Source organism: Acanthopleuribacter pedis (assembly GCF_017377855.1).
Taxonomy (GTDB): Bacteria; Acidobacteriota; Holophagae; order Acanthopleuribacterales; family Acanthopleuribacteraceae; genus Acanthopleuribacter; species Acanthopleuribacter pedis.
This window is the reverse complement of record NZ_JAFREP010000023.1, coordinates 101,340-125,128: the sequence shown is the minus strand read 5'-3', so window position 1 is coordinate 125,128 and position 23,789 is coordinate 101,340. Positions and strand designations below refer to the sequence as shown.

Below are 23,789 nucleotides of genomic sequence, written 5' to 3'. Positions count from 1 at the left end.
TTTCCGAGTTGGTTAAAGAACAACGCGCTGATGGAGAGGAATGCGGGTTACTCCGCATTTCTCACAAGGATTCGTCGCGAGAAGCTAAACGCCTTGTGAGTACGAAGATTACGACCGAGAGACGGTGCAGGCGTAGCAGCTGAGGCGAAGGCGACTCGACCGAGTAATGCGGAAGGCCGCCCCCTTGTAATCGCACGGCGTTTAGCTTCGCAGCAGAATTCCTTGTGAGAAATGTGGGTTAAGGATAGGCGTTGAGGAATCCGTCGGAGAGGATCAGGCGGACCGCGATCCGTTTGGCGCGCTGGATGGCGCGGTCTTTACGGCCTTCGCGTGACACGCGGTTCTCCCTTGAGAAACGCCGGCCTTCCCTGTTGCGGGCGCGTTCTTGTCTCATGAAGGTTTTTAGCGATTCTTTTTGGTTTTCTTCCAGCACGCTTTCAATGCCGTTGAGGGCCAAGCGGGTTTTGAGGCGTTTTTCACGGCTCAGCCGTTTGATGTCGCCCCGTAACGCGTTTAATTGTTCTTCTTGCTCGGGCGAGAGGTCGGCCCCGCCCTCAAGCTGTTTGCGAATGCCCGCGGCGGCTTCGGTCAGGGCTGTTTTGGCCGCGTTGAGCTGGGGGTCCATTTCCGTGTGCACCTGGTCCCAGTTTTGTCGGTAGCCGCGCAGGCTTGCGACTTGCTCCGGGCTCAAACTGAGGCTGCCCGCGAGGTCGGCTGCTTTGGCGTTGCGTTTCCAATCGCGGATGTACTTTAGGTCGTCGTTGTGGCGTAGGTCTTGGGCGTTGACCGTTGCCATTGAGAGCAAGCTTGCAATCAGCAGGACTTCGATGAAAACCAACACTTTTTTCATGGTGAACCTCCACGGCACAAATCGGATTCAGTTACCTCTAAGGTGCTGTGCCTGTTGCTGCAATGGACCGGGCACCACCGCGGATGGTTTAACGGCCGCTGTGATTTTTTTGCCTTCCCCTTCATGCATTGCCTGTTGTTTCCCCGCGTCGGTTATAATCCTAAGGAAACGCGATAAATCGCGGTGATTTTAGCTAAACCTCTGGGCTGCAACGGTCTGTGGGAATGTTGGCCGTACCCGGGGGGGCGCTTCGTGCGCGACCCCGGTCCGCTTTTTTTCAAGCCATTTCGCTCCAGATTTTTAGCGAAAATTCCTCACGCTTATCGCGTCGCTTAGGATAATGCCCCACCATGAATGACCCTACTTTTGATTCGTTATTTGCCCGTGCCGCTGAACGTCGTGCCGCCGGGCCGCGTTGTCGGTTCGCCCCCTCGCCGACCGGACCGCTGCATCTGGGCAACGCTCGTTCCTTGCTGTTGGCCTGGTTACACGCGCGCCTTTTGGGCGCCGACCTCGTGATGCGCATGGAAGACCTGGATCGGCCGCGTGTCAAAGCCGGTTCGGCCGCCCAAATTTTAGACGATCTGCGCTGGTTGGGTTTGGATTGGGACGAGGGTCCCGACATCGGCGGTCCGCTCGGCGACTACACCCAAAGCCGGCGCGACGCGTTGTACCAAACCGCGCTGGATCGGCTGATCGCTCGTGATCTGGTCTTTCCCTGTTTTTGCTCGCGCAAGGATATTGAACGCGCCGCCAGCGCGCCCCACGGCCATACCCTGACCTATCCCGGAACCTGCCGCCGGCTTGATGAGGCGGGGCGTTTCGCCGCCCAGGCGCGGCATCCCGACCGGCGGCCCGGCTTTCGCCTGGTGGTGCCGGACCGGGTGGTGACCGTTGAAGACGCCGTGCTCGGTGTTCAGCGCCAGGACTTGCGCCGCGAGGTCGGCGATTTCGTGGTGCGGCGTTCCGACGGTTTGTTCGCCTACCAATTGGCCGTGACCGTGGATGACGCCCTCATGGGGATCACGCACATTTTGCGGGGCGAAGATTTGTTTCCCAGCACGCCGCGCCAAATTTACCTATGGGATTTGTTAGGTTATTCATGCCCTGAGTTTTGGCATGTGCCCTTGATGTTGGACCCCGCCGGAAAAAAAATGTCGAAACGGGACGGTTCGGCCTCCATCGCTGAATTTCGCAATGATGGGGGGCGGCCGGAGGTTTTGGTTGGGCAATTGGCGGCCTCCCTGGGTTTGGCTGAATCCGGCCAGGCCCTTTCCGCGCGGGAATTGCTGGGATCCCATGATCTGTCCTCATTAAATAGATGTCTGGCGACCGCCGCCGGCCGCGTTTCGCCGGCCTAACAGCCGCGCGATTTCCGCTTTACCCAGCTTCATTTGACGCTAGACTGTAGTTGCGTGGCACTTTCCCGCCGCGCATGCAGGGAACGAGCGGAACACGAGGATTTCAAGGAAGATGGCGAACAGGGACGATCAGGATCACAACCGACGCGGTTTTCTCGGCGAATTTTTTTCGCACTTCCGCAAAGGGGTTGGCAACCAGGTGGATCGCAAGTTGGGCAAAATGCTCAAGGCACCCATCCGTCCGCCCGGCGCGCGTTCTGAACTGGAGTTCCTGGCGAGTTGCACCCGCTGCGGCGCCTGCATACAGGCCTGTCCCTACGGCGCGATCAAAAAGAAACCCATCGAAGCCGGCTTGACCCAATCCGCGCCCCACATCGAACCCTCCGTCCAAGCCTGCCACCTGTGCGAAACCATGCCCTGCATCCAAGCCTGCGACGACGGCGCCCTGATTCCCACCAAACCTGAGGCTGTTGACATGGGGACCGCCGTGGTTCAGCCCGAGCAGTGCTTGACCTTTGACGGCAAGGTTTGCACCCTGTGTTACGACGCATGCCCCTATCCAGAGCGAGCGCTTACCATCGGCGAAGATTTTCACCCACGCGTGCTCGACGCCTGCACCGGTTGCGGCTTGTGCGAACAACATTGCCCCGTCAACCCCGGCGGCATCCAGGTTTACAGCCCCACCCGTTACCGTGCCGAACGCGTGGAGCAAGACACTTTTTTTGGATGGATTGATGTTGACGATCAGCCACCCAAGCGCTGAGCCGCAAGCGTTGTGCGCGTTTTTGGTGCTGCCGCCTTTTTGTGACGGGGGCACGCCGTGAAACTTTTTTCCTGGTTGACGGTCGCCGTAGTACCCGACATGGCCAAATCGCTGTTGGCCGGTTCGCGTGAATCTTCCCGGCGGGGCGACCCGCCCGATCTCGAGGCCCTGATGCAGGCACACCTTCAAGGCGACGCCGACGCCTTTCCGCAACTCATGGAATACTACCGCCGCGATCTGTGGGGATTCCTGCGCAATCGCCTGCATTCCCACGCCGACGCGGAGGACCTGTTCCAAGATATCTGCCTCAAAGTTTTCGACAAACTCGCCACCCTCAAAGAACCTTCGGCCTTCCGCTCCTGGCTGTTCGCGATCGCCCTCAATCAGGTGCGCAAGTTTTTTACCAAAAAGAGGCCGATCAGCCTGGAGGCCGACGCCGAGGAGGAAGGCGGCGCAAGCATTGTTTTGGTGGATCCGACCCGCCTGCCTTCCGAGCAACTCGAACTCAAGGGCGATTTGGCAAAATTACGCCGTCATCTCCACGTATTAAAAGAAAGAGACCGCGACATTTTGTTGCTCGACGTGATCGCCGAGGTGCCCCAGCACCGCATTGCCGAGATGTACGACATGAACCTTAACTCGGTGAAAACCGTGATTCGCCGCGCCAAAATCAAACTGGCGCGTTTGATGGCGGAGGATCAAACATGAGTGAACCCATGACCCTCGACCGCCTGGAAGAACTGCTGGAAACCATGGAACCGGCGGAAATCCGCCGCGATTATGCCGCCGAACTCGCGGCCGACCCCCGCTGTGAGGCCATGCTTGAACACTTTGAAAAGCTGGACGCCAACCTGGAGGCCTTGGCCGAATTGGAACCCGCGCCCGCGATCCCGGTCCCGAGAGCCGAGGGGGCCGTGGTCTCGCTTCCCAAGCGACGCCCCTTGGTTCGTTGGCTGACCTTTGTCGCACCCCTTGCCGCCGCCTTGGTGGTGGCCTTGATGATCAGCAACGATTGGCATCCGCAACAGGTGCTGGACGATGTCCCCGTTGCGGCGGAACCCACCACCCGAGACGACGAGGGGCTTGCTTTTGCCATGGAGGAATCCAAAGACGGCGACAGCAGCCTGGAACGATTGCGCGAATTGCCCGCGGAAGGTGCGCCTTACCGCGAGGAATCCTCGCGATCTACGGCCGAAAAGGCAGACGGCCGGGCATCCTTCGGCGATGAAAGGGTGGTTGCTGAAGCGCCGGCGGAACCGACCCTTCCGTCCCGACAAAGGGCGCGAAGCGCGTCCGACGTCGCCGCCAAACCCAAATCGACCCCGGCACCCAAACCGGCCGCGGAAAAACTTCGGTCCCTGGCTGATTCGGTTCGGGCCTCGCCGCCGGCCACTGCTGAACCTGAGTCGCCTGTTGACCGGTCGGGGACGCGCCAAGTGGCATCCGCGCAAGGGGATGCGTCGCCGGAGCCCGCACGCGAAGAACGCGCGGACGACGCGATGCCCGGAAAAACGGTAGACGAATCCATCACCGTAACGGGATCGGCGCCCGAGGACGAAGTCGCCGTTGCATCTCATCATTCGCGTTCCGACGCGGCCAAAAAAAGCGAGCAGTTGGAGGCCCTTGCCGATGAGGTCACGCGCCCTGTTGCGGAGAAGGTCGCCGAGATGCCCGTGGCTGAGGCTGCCGGTATTGCCGAACAAGAGGTTTCTGATAAAGTGGCGGCGTCTGATCGGGAAGGTCCGACTGAGCAGTTGTATGACAGCGGGGATCTTGACTCTGTTGCGGTTGAAAGCGCCCCTGAATATGACGCGGCGCCGTTGCCCCGCTTGGCACAGAAACAAGCGGCACTTGGGGCGGAACAAATGATTGAGGTGACCGAGCTCTCAAAAGAGCGGCGCAAGGAATCCGACGTTGGGACCAGGTTAAGTGAGCTTGAAGCCTTGTTGTTAACGCCGAATCGCAGCAATCGTGCCGCGGTGGCCAAACTTGGCGAAACACGCGCGCGGCTCCTGACGGAACTAGAAAACGCATGGCAAACGCGTACCGAGCCGCCTACGAATCTGGTAGCCGGGCGTAAGTTATGGTGGCCCCCTTTTGGCGATAGGCCACTCGAACCCGAGCAATGGCAACAGTTTTGGCGTAACAGTCCCGTTGCCCGCCGCTCCGCCGTTTGGCTTTACCCAAAGACATGGCGCGGTGATGATCGGTTGCTGGTCGATGTCCAAATGAACAACCAAACCACCACCGTGCTCGTGGTTTTTCGCAACAACCGGCTGCAGTTGCGGCAACCCTGATCCCACCAAGAAAATCCGTAAGCGTCGCCCGCCTCCCTCTAATTGGATCGGCTCAGGTTTACGCCATGGAACCGACGGCGGGCCACTCTTGCAGGTTTATAACGGTCGGCGTTTGCCGTGGAGAACAAAAAAGGCACCCTCTGAGGGTGCCTTTTCAAATGCGAATCGGGTTTTTAGAAGCGGTAGATGCCGCTTACCGTGGCGGCCCGTGAAGAATCCGCCACCTCGACCGCCGCGTCAAATTGCAGGTTGGTCCCGAAAGACCAGCCTAAACCGAGCGAGTAGTGGTTGTTGTCGTCTTCAAACGCGTTGAGGAAAAAGACGTCGCGAACCGAGGGACGGTCGACGTCGCCTTCCAAGATTTGGCTGTCCTCAATGTTGTTGGTGGCCGCGTGGTACGGATCCAACCAATAACCCAAACGCAGGGAGAGGGGATAGGCCAGGTTGAGGAAGACATATTCCATACCCACGTGGATCTCCGTGACGTCCTTCATCGATTGGGTCACCAGCAGGTCCTCGACGCGAACACCCGAGAAATCAATCAGTTCGTCGGTGATTTCCGAGTAGTATACGCGGTTGGCGTCGACATTCACCGTGATGTTATCCAGCGGCGCGAAGCTGATACCGATGCCCAGTGAATCCGGTACCTTAAACAAACCGATCTGGGTGAAATCGTCGGGTACGCGTGGGAGTGGTTGGTCTTTGGTCAGGGTTGCCGTGTACTCGAACTCGGGCTGGCTTTTGTAGGTCACACCCAAGGAGAGTTCCTCGGCCGGACGCCACAGAAAACCAATGATACCGCCGAAATCTTCGTCTTCACCGCGCGCCAGTTTTTGAACCTGCACCGTGTTTAAGATTTGGCGAAACTCGATGATCGAGTCCGCTTGGTAATCCATTTGGCTGAAAAAGACCGACACGCCCATCGAGAACCGGTCGCCGATGCCGAAAGCAAAAGACGCCCCCACGTTGAGCATTTCAATGTCTAAAATGTCCGTGGACGGGTTGAACTGCAGTGGGTTGTCGTCCTGATCGCAGTTCGGATAAAAATCCGCGTTCAAGTGGCAGATGGTGATGGGTTCGGTGCGGTAGGACCGCTGCAGGTTGGCCTGTTGGTGCATGAAAAACCCATAGCGCAGGTTGTTTTTGGGAAAAACCATCGCGACATAAGGTACCTGGAAGGTATTTTCGGGTGCCTCGGATTCGGTGAAGTTGAAGTCAAATTCGAAAATGTTCTGCTGCTGGATGGTCCCGCCGAAAAACGGGATCTCGTTATCCTGGCGTTCGTAGTTGAGTTCAAATGCGAGCGAGCGTTTGGCGGTACGCAGCATGCCGGCCGGGTTGGCTACCGGCGCGGTGGCGTCGTCTGCCAAACCGATAAAGGCGCCGCCGAACCCTTGCGAACGGGCGCCGGGATTGCCGAAGCGGAACTGGAGATCGCGCGCCGAGCGGTTGTTGTGTTGGGCAAAACAGAGCGTCCCCGTGGCGAGCAGGAGTAGGCAAACCAACAAACGATTCATGGGGGTCCTCCTAGAAGCGGTAGATGCCGGACAGGCTGTAGGATTCGGAGCGGTCGGCGATGTCGGCGGCCAAATCGATGGCGAAATGTTGGCCGAAGCTCATGCCGGCGCCGAAGGTGATGTGGTTTTGATCCTCGGCAAACCGTTGCAGAAACGCGTTGTTGCGGAAGTCGAGCGCCAAATCACCGGCGGGGTTGGTGTACGCGAACAATATCTGGGTGTCCAGTTTTTCGTTTTGCAACGCGTGGTACGGCTCCAGGTAGTAACCCGCCCGCAAGGAAAGGGGGTTCTGCAGGTTGACCAGAATGTACTCCATGCCCGCGCGGTATTCGGTGGTATCCGAAACGACCTGACGGTTGTCGGCGGGATCGTTGGGGGCACCGAAGAAGGTGTGGAAATCGTCGGACATTTCGGAATACATCACGCGGTTCACTTCCAAGGTCACCAAAAACACATCGGTCGGTTTGAAGCTAAAACCCGCGCCGAAGCTGTCGGGCATGCTAAACACCGCGCTGCCGTTTTCCACCGGCAGTGGATCGAAGGACAAATCGTCGGTGCGAAGCCCGGAAGTACGGTGATCGTAGTCGAACTCCGGCTGTTGTTTGTAGGCAAAACCCACGGAGAAGCGCTCGTTGGGCGTGTACAGCAAACCGATGTTGGCGCTGATCGCGCCATCGTCGCCGTCGACGTCAATCACCGAGGCCGCTTGACCCACGAAGGGGGCAATCGCGTCCAGAACCCGGGGGTCGATGGAGAAATCGGGGAACAGCGCCGCGAAATCGGGGACCAGCAGCGAGGTGTTGCCCTCGTACTGAAAGTCGTTGTAGCTGACGGTCACCCCGACGGCGAGTCGGTCGGTGAGGTTGATACCGACGCTGCCGCCGATGGAGCGCATCTGCAACTCGATAAAGTTGCGGCTCGCCGAGAAAAAGACGAACTGGTTGAGGTCCAGGTAGGTTTGTCCTCGGAATGGCGGAATGGTCACACCGTTGGTTTCAAAGGTGCGGTCGAAGTGCGCTTGTTCCGCGTAGTAGACGCCCCACTTGATCTTGCTTTTGGTGTGAACATAAGCCAGAAACGGAATGGTTGACACCGATTCGGGGAAGTCGCGTTCGTTGAGGTCGAAGATGAAATCCTGAAGCCCCGACTGGGTAATGGTGCCCGAATAAAAAGGAATGTTGTTGTCCCGTTCCAATTGGCTGAACTCGCCGATCAGGGTGGTACTGGTCATGTTGGCCAGGCCCGCCGGGTTGGCGAGAATCGCCGTGGTATCGTCGGCCAAACCGATGAATGCGCCGCCCATCGCCTGGGCACGGGCGCCCGGATTGGTGAAACGGAACTGCAGATTGATATTGGCGTACATATCGTTTTGCGCAAATAACCCTAGCGGAATCAAGGGTATCAACAGAAAAAAGAGCTTTTTCATGATCATCGCCTTCGTCAAGAATTAAGCGGTTTGTATTGAGGGAGTTATGCCAGTATACCAACAGCCGCGCGCCGATGCACCTTTGAACCGATGAGAAAGTTGTCAGGGTGGGCGATGCTGCTGTTGATGAACCCGCCCAACCTAGCCGTCCAGCGTCTGTTGCGGTGGCATGGGGGCGGAGAAAGAAGCGCTAAACCTACCATCTTGTGCAGGTTAAACGGTGATCGTGGATCAGCGCTTCTCAAGGTAAGTGACCCAACTCACCGGATTGTTGCGGTCCGGCAAACTTTGGTGTTGGTAATCGAGGGCTTAACGGAAAAAAAAGGGCGGCGACTTGCAAAATATACCAACCGGTATGTATATTGGAGTTGAAAAGGAGGTCGCACGATGGGTAAATCGTCCGAAACACGCACCAAACTCTTGGAAACCGCTGTCAATTTGATTTGGCAAAGCAACTACAAAGCCGTCGGCGTTGCCGAGATTTGTAAACAGGCCGGGGTCACCAAAGGGAGTTTCTACCACCACTTCGAAAGCAAGGCCGATCTGTTTGTGGCCGCCTCTGAACACAGTTGGGAGCAGTTCCGCGCTGAATTCGACATTATTTATTCACCGCGTTTTGGACCCTTGGAGCAGTTGGAGAACTTGATTCAACTGGTTCTAGAACAAAGAGGTTGCGAGACGCGTGATGACGGTAATCCGGTGGCCGGTTGTCCCTTCTTCACCAGTGGCAGCCAAGCCGGTTGCGGGGAAGAAAAAGTGCGCAACGTGACCCTCGAAATGACCAACCGTTCCAATCGGTACAATGCCGCCCTGGTGCGCAACCTCAAAGGCGCGGGCATGTTGGAAGGGGATGTCGATCCCGATCAAACCGGACGCATGTTGCACCACTACATCCTCGGGCTGTTGATGTACGGGCGCGTACGCTTTTCAATTCAGGCAGTTAAGGACGATTTGCGCGACGGGATTTACCGTTTGATTTGCCTCAAGCCCGAGTTTCGCCGTACCCAGGCCGAGGCTGATGCGGCCGTGAAGGAAGCCGAGCCCGCGCTGTCCTAAGCTAAGATAACCAACCGGTACGAAGGATCGTCAGGCGTTGCGCCGCATGTTTTGCGGCTCAGCGCCTTTTTTGTGTTTGGTGGTGGATTTCGAAAAAGTAGTTGGTTGTTTAAGTTGTTGAGAGATAAAAGTTTTGCTGCTTTGGGTTGGAGCGGGCGGGGTGTGCGCCTTTTTCTTTGGGCTGAGCTTGAAACGAAACCGTTCCGCCTATTTACACGATTTTTTCAAGAAAAATCGGCCGATTACTTGACGCATACCGACCGGTACGTATATATTCCAGGTCATCAAATAAACCCGAGGTTCGTGCCTCAAGGAGTTTCCTATGACGTCTTCCACTCAGCCCGCTTCACGACGCAAGCTTTGGTCCTCCGCCCTGGTCCTGACGGTTGCGGTCGGCGCCGGCATTTTGCTGTTCCCCGCCCGTTCCACCGCTGATGTCCAACCCCAATCCGCCGCGCCCCCGGCCCCCGAGGTTCACGTTGAAACCCTCGCATCCCAACAAAAACGGACCTGGCAAACCTTTAGCGGTCGCTTGGCGGCGGTTGACCAAGTCGCGGTTCGCCCCCGGGTCGGCGGCATGATCACCGAGGTGCTTTTTGAGGAAGGCGCCCGGGTCGAACAAGGTCGTCCCTTGTTTGTGATTGACCCGCGTCCTTTTGAAAACGAACTGGCCGCGGCCAAGGCCGATTTGGGTTCTTCCCGTTCGCGCGTTGATCTGGCCCAACAGGAATTGCAGCGCCTCGACGGTTTGCTGGCACGCAAGGCTGTCTCCAAAAGTCTGTTCGACGTGGCCGAAAACGATTTGAAAGTGGCCAAGGCTTCTGTCCGCGCCGCCGAGGCCCGCGTCAAACAAGCCGAACTCAACCTCGAATACGCCCATATCAAAGCCCCGGTGACCGGCCGCATCAGCCGCGCCGAAATTACCTTGGGCAACTTGGTTGAGGCCGGACCCGGTGCGCCGGTTTTGGCGACCATCGTCGCCGACGACCGGATCTACGCCGAATTTGACGTCGACGAGCGGACCTACATCAGCAGTGCCGCCGCCACCCGTTCCGCGCGTCTGCCGGTTTCCGTCAAACTCAACAGCGAAAACGATCTGAGCTTCGACGGTTACTTGCTTGCCTTCGACAACAAGCTCGATCCTTCCTCCGGCACCATCCGCGCCCGTGCCCTGCTGGAAAACCGCGATCACTTGCTGGTTCCCGGCATGTACGCTTCGGTTCGTTTGGGTTCACCCAGCGAAACCTCGGTGCTGCTGGTGCGCGACGAAGCCGTGGCCACCGATCAGGACAAAAAATACGTCTACGTGATCGATGATAATAACCAAATCACCTACCGCCAGGTCACCTTGGGCCGTTTTATCGAAGGCAAACGCGAGGTTAAAACCGGGCTGAACAACGGCGACCGCGTTTTGGTGAACGGTCTGCAGCGCGTGCGTCCCGGTATGCCGGTTCAACCCGTTGAAGCCGGTAACGACCTGGGCTAAAAGCATCTGATCACCTACGCCACTTTGCCTATTCTCCAACCCATTTAATAAAGGTAACCCGACCGGCGCGCCGCTGCTTGCTTTTCGGCCGTCCGCTCTTTGGCGGACCCACGGCGACGCCCAGCCGTCGCGGTTACCTGTTGTTTCCCGTGCGCTGATTCGCGCCACGGTCGGCCCTTGCTGTGCCTGGGTCCGAGGAGCAGTCTGATGAATCTTTCCAAAGTGTTTATTGACCGGCCGATTTTCGCCGGTGTCCTGTCTGTCTTTGTTTTTTTGATCGGTTTGGTGGCCATGTTCCAACTGCCGATTTCGGAATACCCCGAGGTCACGCCGCCTTCCATCGTGGTGAACGCCTCATTTCCCGGCGCCAACCCAAAAGTCATCGCCGAAACCGTGGCCGCGCCCTTGGAAGAGCAAATCAACGGCGTTGAAAACATGCTGTACATGAACTCGCAGTCGACTTCCGACGGGCGCTTGACCTTAACCATCACCTTCGCCATTGGGACCGATCCCGACTTGGCCCAACAGCAGGTGCAAAACCGTGTCAGCCAAGCCTTGCCGCGCTTGCCTGCCGTGACGCGCAACCTGGGGGTGACCACCGTCAAGAGTTCACCCGACCTGACCATGGTGGTTCACTTAACCTCACCCGACGGTCGTTACGACAGCCTCTACCTGCGCAACTACGCCGTGCTGAATGTTCGCGACGAATTGGCGCGCATCACCGGCATCGGCCAAGTTCAGTTGTTTGGCGGCGGCGATTACGCCATGCGACTGTGGTTGAACCCGGAGAAAATCGCCGAGCGCGGTTTGACCGCCGGCGAGGTCATCGCCGCCGTGCGCGAACAGAACGTACAGGTCGCGGCCGGTGTGATCGGCGGCGCGCCTTACGACAATCCCGGCGCCCACCAGTTGCCGATCAACACGCAAGGCCGTTTGAGTTCGCCCGAGGAATTCCGTGAACTGATCATTCGCACCGACGACCAGGGCCGTATCACGCGTTTGGCTGATGTGGCCGAGGTGGAAATGGGCGCCTCCGATTACGCGCTGCGCAGTTTGCTCAACAACCGCAACGCCGCCGCCCTGCCGATTTTCGCCGCGCCCGGTGCCAACGCGCTCGACATTTCCGAAAACGTACGCGCCACCATGGCCGAACTCAAAACAAATTTCCCCGAGGGCCTCGAATACGAGGTTGTTTACGATCCTACCGTGTTTGTGCGTGACTCGATTAAATCCGTTGTCCGCGTTCTGTTCGAGGCGTTGATTCTGGTTGTGCTGGTGGTCATGGTGTTCCTGCAACGCTGGCGTGCGGCCGTGATTCCCTTGATGGCGGTGCCGGTTTCGATTGTCGGCACCTTCGCCTTTATGTACCTCTTCGGTTTCTCGATTAACGTACTGTCTTTGTTTGGCTTGATTCTCGCCATCGGGATCGTGGTCGACGACGCCATCATCGTGGTTGAAAACGTGGAACGCAACATAGCCGACGGACTGAATCCGCGCGACGCAACCATTAAAGCCATGCGCGAGGTCACCGGCCCGGTCATCGCAACCACCCTGGTTTTGATCGCCGTGTTTGTTCCTATCGCCTTCATCAGCGGGTTGACCGGCCAGTTCTACCGTCAATTTGCGCTCACCATCGCCATCTCCACCGTGATCTCCTCATTTAACTCCTTGACGCTTTCGCCCGCGCTGTCGCGTTTGTTGCTCAAGCCGGAAGGCCAGGAAAAAGATTGGTTGAGCCGCACCATACAGTTTTTGTTCGGTTGGTTCTTCCGCCTGTTCGATCGTTTCTTCAAGCGCAACGCCGACCGCTACGCCAACTCCATCGGCGGCGTATTGCGCCACCGCGGCCTGAGCATGGCGGCCTACGTCCTGCTTTTGGGCGGCACCTACTTCGCTTTTCAAAGCGTGCCTTCCGGGTTTATCCCGGTTCAAGACAAGCAGTATTTGGTCGCATTTGCCCAGTTGCCCGAGGGTTCTAACCTGGATCGCACCGAGGCCGTCATCCGTGAAATGTCGCAAATCGCCTTGGAAACCGAGGGCGTCGCCGATTCGGTCGCTTTTCCCGGTTTGTCGATCAACGGTTTCACCAACAGTTCCAGCGCGGGCATTGTGTTTGTGGCGCTCGAGGACTTCGAATCCCGTGATCGGCCCGATCTGGGCGGCCTGGCCCTGACCGGTCAGTTACAGGCCAAGTTCAACGGCATTGAAGAAGCCTTTATTGCGATTTTCCCACCGCCGCCGGTGCAGGGCTTGGGCACCATCGGTGGGTTCAAACTGCAAATCGAGGACCGCACCGACCAGGGCGACGCGGCCCTGGCGCGGGCGCTGCACGAGGTGATCGGGCGCGCTTACCAAACCCCGGAACTGGCCGGTGTGTTCTCCAGCTACCAAATCAACGTGCCGCAATTGTTTGCCGACTTGGACCGCACCAAGGCCAAGCAATTGGGACTCAACATTAACGACATCTTCGAAACCATGCAGGTTTACCTGGGTTCGCTGTACATTAACGATTTCAACAAGTTCGGGCGGACCTACCGCGTGATCGCCCAGGCCGAGGACAGCTACCGCGATCAGCCGCAAGACATCCTCAACCTGAAGGTGCGCAACAACCGCGGTGAGATGATTCCGCTCGCCGCGGTGATGAAGGTCGAAGAAACCTTCGGTCCCGAGGCCGCCGCCCGTTACAACGGGTTCCGCGCCGCCGACATTAACGGCAATGCCGCGCCCGGCTTTAGTTCCGGTCAAGCCCAAGCCGCCATCACCCGGATTCTCGACGAAACCCTGCCGCCCGGCATGCAGTACGAATGGACCGAATTGACCTACCAGCAAATTTTGGCCGGGGATTCGACCCTGATGGTCATGGGTTTGGTGGTGTTGTTTGTGTTCCTGGTGCTGGCGGCCCAGTACGAAAGTTTGACGCTGCCGTTGTCCATCATCCTCATTGTGCCCATGAGCATGCTCTCCGCGTTGGTGGGTATCAAGCTGACCGGCGGCGATAACAACATCTTCACGCAAATCAGTCTGTTCGTGTTGATGGGGTTGGCCACCAAAAACGCCATCCTCATCGTGGAGTTCGCCAGGGAATTGGAGAGCCAGGGCATGGCGATTGTGGCCGCCGCCATTGAAGCTTGCCGCTTGCGCCTGCGCCCGATTCTGATGACCTCCTTCTCCTTCATCATGGGTGTGTTTCCCCTGGCGATTTCAACCGGTGCCGGTTCCGAAATGCGCAACGCCATGGGGATCGCCGTATTCTCCGGCATGCTCGGCGTGACCTTCTTCGGCCTGTTCCTGACCCCCGTGTTTTACGTGATCCTGCGCAAACTGGAAACCCGCGGCGCCGCAACGACGCCCGACCAACCCACGCCGACCCCGGTGGTGCCTGACACGGCGGAGGTAGTTTCATGAAACGCACGATGATTTTGATGTTGACCCTGCTGGTGACCTGGTCCTGCTCCGTGGGCCGACAGATCCAAAGCCCCGAGTACAACCCAACCGTTCCCGCGGCTTTGCAAACCCCACCCGCCGAGCGTTTTAACGCGCGGGAACCGGTGGCGGCCTGGTGGTCGCAATTGGAAGACGAGCAACTGGTTACGCTGGTTTCGGAAGCCTTGGCCCACAACCACGATGTGCGGGTTGCCTTGGCAAACCTGGACGAGGCGCGCGCCCTGACCCGCGGTATCAAGCGCGACCGTCTCCCCACCATCGGGGTGAACGCCGCGGCCCAGCAACAGCGCAGCAGCGACGAGGGTCTGTTTGGCCCTTTGCCCGACCGCGACAGCGAACTCTATGACGTGGGTTTTGAAGCAAGCTGGGAACTGGACCTGTTCGGCCGCGTGCGCAACCGCATCTTGGCCGGCGAGGCGCGGTTGCGCATGGCCGAGGCCGATGTACAAGGCGTGTATGTCAGCGTCGCGGTTGAGACGGCGCGGGCCTACATCGACTTGCGCGGCGCCCAGTACCGATTGGACGTGGCCCAACGCAACGCGGCCAACCAGCGCAAAACCCACGAACTGATCCTGGCCCTGGCCGACGCGGGTCGTGGTGACCAACTCAACGTCGCGCGGGCACGCACCCAACTCGAGTTAACCCAGGCCGGTATTCCGATTTTGTCCGCGGAAATCAACGCGGTACTCAACCGCTTGGCGCTGTTAACCGGCGACACGGTTCCCGATTTGCGCGATCAGTTGGCCGCCGTCAAACCCTTGCCTACACTGCCCGACTCGGTCGCCGTCGGTGATGCCCGCGGTTTGTTGGCGCGCCGTCCCGACATCCGCCGCGCGGAACACGCCTTGGCCGAGGCGACGGCCCGCTACAACCTCAACGTGGCCGAACTCTACCCCAAGGTCAGCCTTTTCGGGAGCCTCGGGTTTTCGGCGACCTCCTTGGGTGATCTGGCCGGTGCATCAGCCTTGACGGGCGGCATCGGACCGCGTTTGCAATGGTCGGCCTTTAACCTGGGCCGGGTGCGCGCTCATATCGATGCCGCCGACGCCCGTACCCGTGCGCAACTGGCCACCTTCGAGCGTTCCGTTTTGGCCGCGCTCCACGAAACCGACGCCGCCATGGTCGGCTTGACCCGCGCTGAAGAAAGCCGCGCCCGTTTGCGCGAGGCCGCCAAGGCCGGTGCCGAGGCGGTTGAACTTGCGCGCCTGCGTTTCGACGCCGGCGTGGATGACTTCCTCGATGTGCTTGACGCCGAACGCACCTTGCTCCTCGCCGAGGAACGCCTGGCCCAAGGCGAAATTGAAACCGTGCAAAACCTAATCAATGTCTACCAAGCCCTGGGTGGCGGCTGGCAAACGGCCGCGGATTCCGGTTCTTAACCTTCGACCCCTTATCGCCTAGCCCGCATTTCTCACAAGGATTCGTCGCGAGAAGCTGAAAGCCTCGTGAGTACGAAGATTACGACCGAGAGACGACACAGGGGTCCGACCCTTCGGCGTAGCAGCGCTACGACGAAGGCGGCTCGACCGAGTAATGCGGAAGGCCGCCCCCGCGTAATCGCATGGCCTTCGGCTTCGTAGCAGAATTCCCAGTGCGAAATACGGGCTAGCACGGCCGCCGACTGTCTCAACGGCGGCTGCCCGCTTCCACCTCCATTTTCCCGCCGTGGTTTCCACCATGGCGGGTTTCTTATGCGCCAACCCGCACGGCTCACTTGCCCGCATTGCTTGCGACGAATCCTTGTGAGAAATGTGGGCTTGGGTTTCAGCCTCGCGGTAAGGGTCCTTGTGAAAAAGGCGGACTATGAGCCTTGTGTTAGCGCGCGGCTGTTCGGGGCACTGCCCACGACCGGTACCGTTTTGGGACGGACGCCCGCGATTTGCTCCACCACGTGTTGGGCCGACATCATCGCGCCTTCCTGCCATCCGGGCAGGCTTGAGACTTGGTCGCCGACCATGAAGAAGCGGCGGTCCGGCGCCAGCAGGCGCGCATAGGCGTCGCGGTCGGCGGTGCTGTCGGGCTGCCATTCGGCCCAGCCGCCCCGTTGATACGGCACCTGTTTCCAGGCAATCGAGAGGCCCAGTTCTTCCGGGACAATCCCAAAATCACGGAATTCGGGGTGCAGGTTCACTGCCCCGGAACGCGCGGTTTGCAAGCGTTCGGCCAGGCTTTGTGCCGCCAAGGTACGCGCCCGGTTTGAAAAGTTGTAGGTCCCCGTGAGCGTCCCCTTGGCCGTGAAGTAGTCGTTGGACGGGTACCACATTTGCGTCATGTTGTGGTTGATCCAACTGATCCCGCCGTAGATTTGGTTGGTGTCGTTTTCCCAGAAGCGGGTGTTGGCTTGCCAGCCGACCTTGCAGGTGTCGGCAAAACGACCTTGGTTCACCGCCGCGCGGTATTCCTGGGTGAAGTTGACATTCATGTGTTGCAGGACCGGGATCGGGATGTTGCTGATGCAGTGATCGGCGGTGGTCATCATTTCTGAACCGTTCAGCCTGTAGTACACGTTGACGTGGTTGTCGTGAATATCAATGCGGGTGACCGGCGCGCTAAGGGTGACGAGGTCGCCGACCTGTTCGACAAATCCCTCGACGATTTTGTCCATGCCGCCCACCGGTTGGAACAAGGTCGGCTGCCACGGGAAATCATCTGGTTGGTAGAAACTGTTCAGCCAGAATTCGGAGCGCAGCAGGCTTTGCAGCGGCAGTGGCGGTTCACCCAAACAGTCTTCCTGATTAAAAACGGTCAGCGGGAAGCGGCAGCCGGTGCGGTTGGAGCCACAATAGGTGAGGTCGTTACAAGCGTTGCTCGGTTGGCCGAGGTTGCCAAAGGTTTTTAACAGGCTGAGCAGGTTTGCTTTATCTTCCTCGTTGAGCATGTCGTCCAGCGCGCGGCGGTTCACGGCCTTGGCCAGCATTTCGGCGATGTAGCCGCGCGTGTCGTAATCCACTTGGCGGTAAACCTGGGCGCCGCCGGCAAAGGCCTGGTCGGTTTGGAACAGGTTGGCGGTGGTGTTCATGATGTAGGGTTCCAGCGCCACGTTGAGTTCTTGGCAATAGTGCAACACGCGGCGGTGGTGGTAGGGCAGGCGACCCGGCCCCATGTTGAGGTAAAGCCCCTCGTCAAATTGACAGGTTTGTTGGGTACGCCCGAATTGCGGGGTTTCCTCAATCACCGTATCGCCACGGCGCACGGTATGGCTGCGACCACCGTAGCGGTCTTGGGCCTCAAGCACGCGCACGACGTAACCCGCGCGGCTGAGTTCGTAGGCCGCGGTTAAACCACCGATGCCCGCGCCCAGGATCACGACGGAGCTTTGCCGCGACGCTTTTTGAGGGATTTTCGGGGGGCCGGCCCAGGCCTCGGGTTTGTTAACCAGGCCCATGGCTGTCATGGTTTCATACAGCGCGGCGGCGCCGCCGACACGGCCCACCTGCTCTAAAAAGGTACGGCGGGTGATACCGCCTTGCTTGCCTTGCCGCATCCTCGTCTCCTCGGACGCCGAACGGACCCGTATTTGGGGAGGACGAACCGGGCCGCGCGTTACCGCCGCTGCAGCGGATAGCTGATGGGTTTCATTTTTAAGGGTGAAGCTAGTTTCTCAGCCCTGGTAAAAAATGTCAAACGGCGCGTTGTGTTTGATGGGCAATAATAATAATGAGCGCGGTCTTTTCTGTTTAGGGAAAGCGATTTGGCCGATGGTACCGCGAGCCGGTTGCGCTTTCTTTCTCGGGCTGCATGGGATTGGCTAAGCGCAAGTTGGTATCAAATTCAAATGTGATGGTTGAAAAAGTGGGAATGCCCTCGGTCTCTAATTCGCGTGAAAGCGTGGTATTGATGCGGTCGCTATGGGCGGCCATGCCGCGGTCATTGGCGAGATAGGTCGCAATTTCGCGCGCCATATTCAAATCGACATCCGGGTTTTGATCCAGGTTGGGAACCAGCAAAACGTTGCGGTTTTCACGCCCCGTTTCCCGTGGAAGTTCATGTCGGCTATTGTTACGGGAACTTTTCGGGCGAAACCTTTGGCTGCAACGGCCTAAAAAATGCACTCCGCACCCAATGGGTGCGGTCGTACGCGACCCGGCTCGCTTTTTCTAGTTTTTTCGCTTCAGATTTTTTGCGGAAATCCCGTGCTTCAGCGCCTCTTCGGTTTTATTTCTGGATTCGGCCGGCCGGCCCTGCACGGGTTTGGAAAACCCCGGGTTTACTCTTTTTCCGCTGAGCTTTCCTCGTCGGCGGTGGGCGGTTCGGTGCGTAATGCGGCCGTGTCGAATTGATAGTGGGTGTTCGTTTCGCTGTGGGCGCCGTCCACCTCATTTTTGCGGGTGAAGGTGATGGCGATGTGGTGGGTGTTTTCCCCAAAAAGCGTGCTGTTGGCCAAGTGTTCGGCCATTAGGCGTGCTAACGCGGGATCGTTTTCAGGTGCTTCGGTCTCATTGGGTATCACGACCAAATTAAGTTGGTTGACCCCGTTTTGTAAATTGAATTGTAAGTCGTCGACGGTGACGGGAAATTTGTCCCCTAACCCCGCGCTGATTTCCTGAACTTGCTGTACCGCGTCCACCAGCCGGCCGCCGGTTTCTTTGATGGTGTCCCAATTCATGGTGATGAGCAGAGCGGCGATTGCGACCATTAAGCCAACGACGGCAAAGCAGCCGCCGAATAGGTGTTTCAATTTCATGGGTTGATCTCCTTGCTGGGTTTCATGCGTTGGTTGATTCGGCGTGAGGTCTCTCCAAATAGGGACGTTCCCTGGCGGCGCCATTTCTAGAAAACAAGAAGCTTGCTGTCTTCGGCTGTCAAGACGGGGTCAAAAAAACTTTTGGTTGTGAATCGGCAAAAAAACAATGATCGACCAAGCGTGGAAGTGGATACCAAGCTTTGTCGGCTCAAAGTGAGGATCGCTCAATGTGTGTTCGCGAAAACGAGCGGTTTTCCGAAAACAGCCGTGCCGTTTTTCAGGTGAAAAGGATTAGGTGACCACGCCAAACCGTCGGTTGTGTTTCAATGATTGTCGGTAAGTTGGTGCGAAATGCGGGTTAAAGTACGAACTCTAGGGCATCAACCAAGGTGGCCACACCGTGGACCGTGACGCCGTCTAATTTTTCTTCGGCGTTGGCCAATGGGCAAACGACCCGTTTAAAGCCGAGGTTGAGGCATTCTTTCATTCGCAGGCCCGCTTGGCTGACGGAACGGACCTCGCCCGCCAAACCCAGCTCGCCAAACAGGGCGATGTCACCGCCCAGGTTAAGGTTGCGAAACGAGCTGAAAATAGCCAATGCGAGGCCGAGATCGATGGCGGGTTCGCTGATGGCGATGCCGCCGATCACGTTGACGAACACGTCGAGGCCTTGCAGTTGCAGCCCCGCCTTCTTTTCCAGGACCGCCATGATCAGCGCCAGCCGGTTGCTGTCGATACCCATGGTGACCCGTCGCGGGCTGGCGTAGGTGGAGTTGCTGAGCAACACCTGGATCTCGACGAGCAGCGGGCGCGAGCCTTCAACGGTGGGGATGACCACGCTGCCGGCGCTTGCCTCGGGGCGTTGCTCCAACAGGACTTTGCTGGGGTTGGGCACCTCGCGCAAGCCGTCGGAGCCCATTTGGAAAATGCCCAGTTCTTGGGCCGGGCCGAATCGGTTTTTCTGGGCGCGAATCAGGCGCAGGCTGTGGTACTTGTCGCCCTCGAAGTAAAAAACGCCGTCGACCATGTGCTCCAGTGTTTTGGGGCCGGCGATGTTGCCTTCTTTGGTGATGTGGCCGACCAGGAAAATCGAGGTGTTGCGCGATTTGGCGATGTTCATCAACTTGGTGGTGACCTCGCGCACCTGGGTTACGCTGCCCGCGGCGGAGGGGATATTGGATGAGGCGATGGTTTGAATACTGTCGATGAACACCACATCGTAGCGATCCTTGTCGATGGCGTTTTCCACGTGTTCATAGGAGGTTTCCGCCAGCAGCATCAGGTCGTCCGCGTCGAGGCCCAGCCGTTCGCCGCGCATTTTTATCTGGGCCAAGGACTCCTCACCGGACACGTATAGGACGTTGCGGCCCAGTGCCTGCAAGTTGCCGGCAACTTGCAACATCAGGGTTGACTTGCCGATGCCGGGATCACCGCCGATAAGCAGCAGGGAGCCCGAAACCAGGCCGCCACCGAGGACCCTGTCCAGTTCGCCGAGTTTCGTGGAACAGCGGGTGGTTTCCTCGGTGACAATACTGCCGTAACGCATCAGGTTGGCACCTTCACTGTCGCGCTCGCGCCGGCCCGGCGGCCCGCCCACGGTGGTTTGGTTCATACTCCCCCAGGCGGCGCAACTGGGGCACTGACCCAGCCATTTGGGGGTTTGGTGTCCGCAACTTTCACACTGGTACACTGATTTAATTTTGGCCATGGGCTTGCCTCCGCGCAGCATCATAACAAAAAGCAACAGGTCCGGCGGTGTCACTGAGCGGGAAACCTGTGTCGGCGAGGGGTGTCTTTTCTGCCGTTGGGTTATTCACCAAAAGGTCATCGTTCGAGTGAAGTGGCTTGCGTTGGGTGGATGGATAACCCACGAGAAATGATTTATTTTCGCGGGGTATCATCGGTAAATGCGCTGGTTTTTTTACGGATGGCTCGCTATCGATTTCACCTTAAAAAACCAGACTTGGCTGAATGCTTTGTCATTTTTTACCGTATAATAACCAAAACCTTTTACCTGGATCCTTACCAAGGCTTTGCAAGGAGTGGAACTTGAAGAATGGCTGGATTGCGCTGATGGTCGGTTTGACGGCCCTGATGATGAGCTTCAGCGGATGTGTACCTCAAGATCCCATGGTCGAAATTCGCAAGTTGGAATCGCAAAAGAAAATCCGTGAGGCGAAAGATAAGTTCGAGGCGTACCTTGGCTCCAAAGAGGATCAGAACGTCAGCCGCGAATACGTCAAGTTTCTGCATCGCAACAACCAGTTACAGTTTTTCCGCGATCAGGCCCGTGAGCACCTCGCTAAGTTTCCCGACGATACCGACATTAAAGAATTGCAGTACGAGCATTTCAAAGACCTCGCCGTTTCATCCGAGCAGCGTGGTGACTTCGGCGATGCGATTCGGTACATTACCAAACATTTGCTCTCACCCGATTTTCCCGAGCACAAGGATTGGGAAAGCCGGCTGTGTAACGTGCTGCTCAAGTGGTACAACAGCGGCAAGGAAAACAACAACAAAAACCTGATGGGAAAGGTCTTGTTGGATATGGAAAACCTTGGCTGTGAGAATTTGGCCAAAACCCTGAGAAAGCAGGACGGCCTTTAGAAACGACCCAAAACACGCGCTGCGCCGGCGGCGTTCTGCCGCTGTGCCGGCGCGTTCGGATTTAGACGGTTTCGGGTTTCTCGGCCATTTGGGCGCGTAACCCGGAGACCCGGTTCATAGCGTCGCCGACCGCGTATACCAAGGTTTGGCGGCGACCGTAGATCAAGACCGACTTTTTGGCACGGGTTAAGCCGGTATAGATGAGTTCTTTTTTGCAGAGTGCGTTGCGGTGTTCCGGCAGCACCAGCACCACATGGCCGAACTCACTGCCCTGACTTTTATGGACGGTCATGGCATATGCGAGCGTGATGTCGCCGCGTCCGGCGAAGGGCACGGCGCGGTAACCGGTTTCCGTGCGGAACACCAGTTGCCGTGAGAGGTTGCCCAAATCATCGGTAACCAGGAGGCTGATGCCGATATCGCCGTTAAACAGGCCGCGTTGGTAATCGTTGCGGGTGATCAGCCAGGGCGCGCCCTGTAAGAAGAACGTTGGGTGGCGGAAGGCGCGTTCGATGATGCCCTTGCCCCGGTAGATGCGTTCTTTGAAGAGTTGGTTGAGGGTGTCGACACCGGTCATGCCGCGCTGGGTCAGGCACAGGACGCGCATTTCGTCCAGCGCACGGAAGATCTTGGTGAGGTTCTCCTGGTCGCGCGTCAAATGAAGCGGCATCGCCGAGAGGTGTCGGTAAGGCGTGAAGTAACGGTTGCAAAGCAGGTCTACTAAATCGAGATAACCCAGTTTGTTTGGTTCGGCGAGGGTGACCCCGGACAGCGGTGGGACCTCATCTTGTGCCAGCAGGTGGATGTGTTGGCCGGGGTCGTTGCCGAACAGCAGTTCGGGCTGCATTTGGTTACTTTTGGCCGCCACGGCGCTGATGTTGCGGCCGCCCGCGTCTTTGCTTTGGCGGAACGTGGTGACCAGTTGCACCACGCAGTCGCGCAGGCGGGAGACCGGTGCTTGAACGGTATCCTTGGTGCCGCGCCGTTGTTGGAGGTTCGCGATCAAAGCCGCGTGGCCGTCGTCGGCGGGTGTCGGGCCCGCCTCGCGGGTCAGGTCGCGGAATACGGCGCCCGCGTCGACCGAGGGCAATTGGTCGGCGTCGCCGAGCATGATCAGACGGGTGCCGGGCGCGAGGGCGGCGAGCAGGCGGTCGGTGAGCAGAATGTCCAGCATCGAACTTTCGTCAAGAATGACCACTTGGGCCGGAAGCGGATTGATGGGTCCATGTCGGTAGGTGGAAGAATGGGGCGACCAGCCGAGCAGGCGGTGGACGGTGCAGGCTTGCGGGAGGGCGCCAAACCAGGATGCATCGGTGCCGACGGGGTCGATGGTTCGGCTGCCGCGTAGGAGGGATTCACTGATGCGGTTGGCGGCGCGACCGGTAGGCGCGGTTAATTGAACAGCCTCGGCGGGCACCCCTTGTGCCTGGAGCAAACGCAGGATGGTGAGCACAATCGAGGTCTTGCCGGTGCCGGGTCCGCCAGAAATGAAACAGACCGGGGCGTGCAAGGCGGTGAGTGCCGCTGTTTTCTGTTCCAGCGCCAGGTCGATCGGGCGACGGTCGGGATCGCCGAAACCATGGGTTCCGACCGGGTAGGTGTCAAAGATTCGGGTCAGGTGTTCGGACAGGTCCGTGCCGACCGTGCGCCAAGGGCGACTGCAGAAGGCGCGGAGGCGGTTGGCGATGCTGCGTTCCGCCTGGAAAAATCCCTGGCGGTACAAGGCGTGCCGTTCGCTGTCCACCACAAAAGGAACCGCGGGGTTGAGGGTGCCTACCGTGGTGAACAGATCGGTTTCGGCCGCGACCAGGTCGGCGAGGGTTTGGGCCAAGGATTGATCGTCGGCATGTCGGTAACCGAGCAAACCGAGTCGCTGTTCCAAAAACAGGGGATCCAGGCTGAGAAAGGTATTGCCCTCGTGGGTCGCGGCTTTTTCAGCGAGGAGCAGGGCGAGCAGTAAGTTGTTGGGTGATTGGGCCAGGGAGGCGATCTTGCGGGCGGCAAAAAAATCGAAGGAAGCCAAGCCGTATTGGGTGGCGCAGTCCAAAATGCGTTGTTCGTCGTCGTTCAACGAAAAGATGGTGTGTTTTTTTAAGCGCTGCATCACCGTGCCGAGCGCCGAAACATGGGTTTCCGTAGTCACCATTCCGCCCTAACCATGAAATTAAAACCAAGGAATCTCCGAGCCGTGACGGGCCCATTCTAACAGTCGGTGACGGGAAAAAAACGGAGGAATCACGGGGGGTCGGTAAAGCGCAACAGGCCGTGGTGTTTAGCAAATGTAAAATTTTTTCTACA

17 protein-coding genes are annotated in these 23,789 nt (G+C 58.3%); 9 read left to right on the top strand and 8 right to left on the bottom strand.

The window, feature by feature from the left end; genetic code table 11:
• Window positions 1-238: 238 nt before the first annotated feature.
• On the bottom strand, window positions 239-850 hold the full coding sequence (locus J3U88_RS22740; RefSeq protein ID WP_207861287.1) for a BAR domain-containing protein: 612 nt from the start codon (window positions 848-850) through the stop codon (window positions 239-241).
• Between the two features lie 350 nt (window positions 851-1,200).
• Here J3U88_RS22740 and gluQRS point away from each other — a divergent pair, with 350 nt between their 5' ends.
• From gluQRS to J3U88_RS22720, 4 genes are all read left to right on the top strand, one after another.
• On the top strand, window positions 1,201-2,211 hold the full coding sequence (gene gluQRS, locus J3U88_RS22735; protein WP_207861286.1) for a tRNA glutamyl-Q(34) synthetase GluQRS: 1,011 nt from the start codon (window positions 1,201-1,203) through the stop codon (window positions 2,209-2,211).
• Window positions 2,212-2,323: 112 nt separating this feature from the next.
• Complete coding sequence (locus J3U88_RS22730; protein ID WP_207861285.1) at window positions 2,324-2,974, top strand: 4Fe-4S dicluster domain-containing protein; 651 nt, start codon at window positions 2,324-2,326, stop codon at window positions 2,972-2,974.
• A gap of 57 nt (window positions 2,975-3,031) precedes the next feature.
• Window positions 3,032-3,682 carry a sigma-70 family RNA polymerase sigma factor gene (locus J3U88_RS22725; protein ID WP_207861284.1) on the top strand — a complete coding sequence of 217 codons (651 nt, stop codon included), beginning with the start codon at window positions 3,032-3,034 and terminating at the stop codon, window positions 3,680-3,682.
• Window positions 3,679-5,271, top strand: a complete 1,593-nt coding sequence (locus J3U88_RS22720) for a hypothetical protein (RefSeq protein WP_207861283.1) — start codon at window positions 3,679-3,681, stop codon at window positions 5,269-5,271. The genes J3U88_RS22725 and J3U88_RS22720 overlap by 4 nt, the downstream gene beginning before the upstream one ends.
• A gap of 173 nt (window positions 5,272-5,444) precedes the next feature.
• Here J3U88_RS22720 and J3U88_RS22715 read toward each other — a convergent pair whose 3' ends face one another.
• Together J3U88_RS22715 and J3U88_RS22710 are read right to left on the bottom strand one after the other, a co-directional pair.
• Entirely contained in the window at window positions 5,445-6,788 is a 1,344-nt protein-coding gene (locus J3U88_RS22715) for an OmpP1/FadL family transporter (RefSeq protein ID WP_207861282.1), read from the bottom strand.
• 10 nt (window positions 6,789-6,798) lie between these two features.
• Complete coding sequence (locus J3U88_RS22710) at window positions 6,799-8,214, bottom strand: OmpP1/FadL family transporter (protein ID WP_207861281.1); 1,416 nt, start codon at window positions 8,212-8,214, stop codon at window positions 6,799-6,801.
• Between the two features lie 387 nt (window positions 8,215-8,601).
• Here J3U88_RS22710 and J3U88_RS22705 point away from each other — a divergent pair, with 387 nt between their 5' ends.
• From J3U88_RS22705 to J3U88_RS22690, 4 genes are all read left to right on the top strand, one after another.
• Window positions 8,602-9,270 carry a TetR/AcrR family transcriptional regulator gene (locus tag J3U88_RS22705; RefSeq protein ID WP_207861280.1) on the top strand — a complete coding sequence of 223 codons (669 nt, stop codon included), beginning with the start codon at window positions 8,602-8,604 and terminating at the stop codon, window positions 9,268-9,270.
• 322 nt (window positions 9,271-9,592) lie between these two features.
• Window positions 9,593-10,756, top strand: a complete 1,164-nt coding sequence (locus tag J3U88_RS22700; RefSeq protein ID WP_207861279.1) for an efflux RND transporter periplasmic adaptor subunit — start codon at window positions 9,593-9,595, stop codon at window positions 10,754-10,756.
• Between the two features lie 207 nt (window positions 10,757-10,963).
• Window positions 10,964-14,161: an efflux RND transporter permease subunit gene (locus J3U88_RS22695; RefSeq protein ID WP_207861278.1), complete on the top strand. Its 3,198-nt coding sequence runs from the start codon at window positions 10,964-10,966 to the stop codon at window positions 14,159-14,161.
• Window positions 14,158-15,579: an efflux transporter outer membrane subunit gene (locus tag J3U88_RS22690; RefSeq protein WP_207861277.1), complete on the top strand. Its 1,422-nt coding sequence runs from the start codon at window positions 14,158-14,160 to the stop codon at window positions 15,577-15,579. Before J3U88_RS22695 ends, J3U88_RS22690 begins: the two co-directional genes overlap by 4 nt.
• 422 nt (window positions 15,580-16,001) lie before the next feature.
• Here the strand turns inward: J3U88_RS22690 and J3U88_RS22685 are convergent, their stop codons facing one another.
• The 4 genes from J3U88_RS22685 to radA form a co-directional block, all read right to left on the bottom strand.
• On the bottom strand, window positions 16,002-17,684 hold the full coding sequence (locus J3U88_RS22685; protein ID WP_207861276.1) for a flavin monoamine oxidase family protein: 1,683 nt from the start codon (window positions 17,682-17,684) through the stop codon (window positions 16,002-16,004).
• A gap of 193 nt (window positions 17,685-17,877) precedes the next feature.
• Window positions 17,878-18,147 (bottom strand): hypothetical protein, encoded by a 270-nt coding sequence (locus J3U88_RS22680; RefSeq protein ID WP_207861275.1) that lies wholly within the window; start codon window positions 18,145-18,147, stop codon window positions 17,878-17,880.
• A gap of 260 nt (window positions 18,148-18,407) precedes the next feature.
• Window positions 18,408-18,884, bottom strand: a complete 477-nt coding sequence (locus J3U88_RS22675) for a hypothetical protein (RefSeq protein ID WP_207861274.1) — start codon at window positions 18,882-18,884, stop codon at window positions 18,408-18,410.
• Between the two features lie 358 nt (window positions 18,885-19,242).
• Window positions 19,243-20,592 (bottom strand): DNA repair protein RadA, encoded by a 1,350-nt coding sequence (gene radA, locus J3U88_RS22670; protein WP_207861273.1) that lies wholly within the window; start codon window positions 20,590-20,592, stop codon window positions 19,243-19,245.
• Between the two features lie 341 nt (window positions 20,593-20,933).
• Here radA and J3U88_RS22665 point away from each other — a divergent pair, with 341 nt between their 5' ends.
• Window positions 20,934-21,491 (top strand): hypothetical protein, encoded by a 558-nt coding sequence (locus tag J3U88_RS22665; protein ID WP_207861272.1) that lies wholly within the window; start codon window positions 20,934-20,936, stop codon window positions 21,489-21,491.
• A gap of 61 nt (window positions 21,492-21,552) precedes the next feature.
• On the opposite strand, the gene recD is transcribed toward J3U88_RS22665, so the two are convergent.
• Entirely contained in the window at window positions 21,553-23,637 is a 2,085-nt protein-coding gene (recD, locus tag J3U88_RS22660; RefSeq protein ID WP_207861271.1) for an exodeoxyribonuclease V subunit alpha, read from the bottom strand.
• Between the last annotated feature and the right edge of the window lie 152 nt (window positions 23,638-23,789).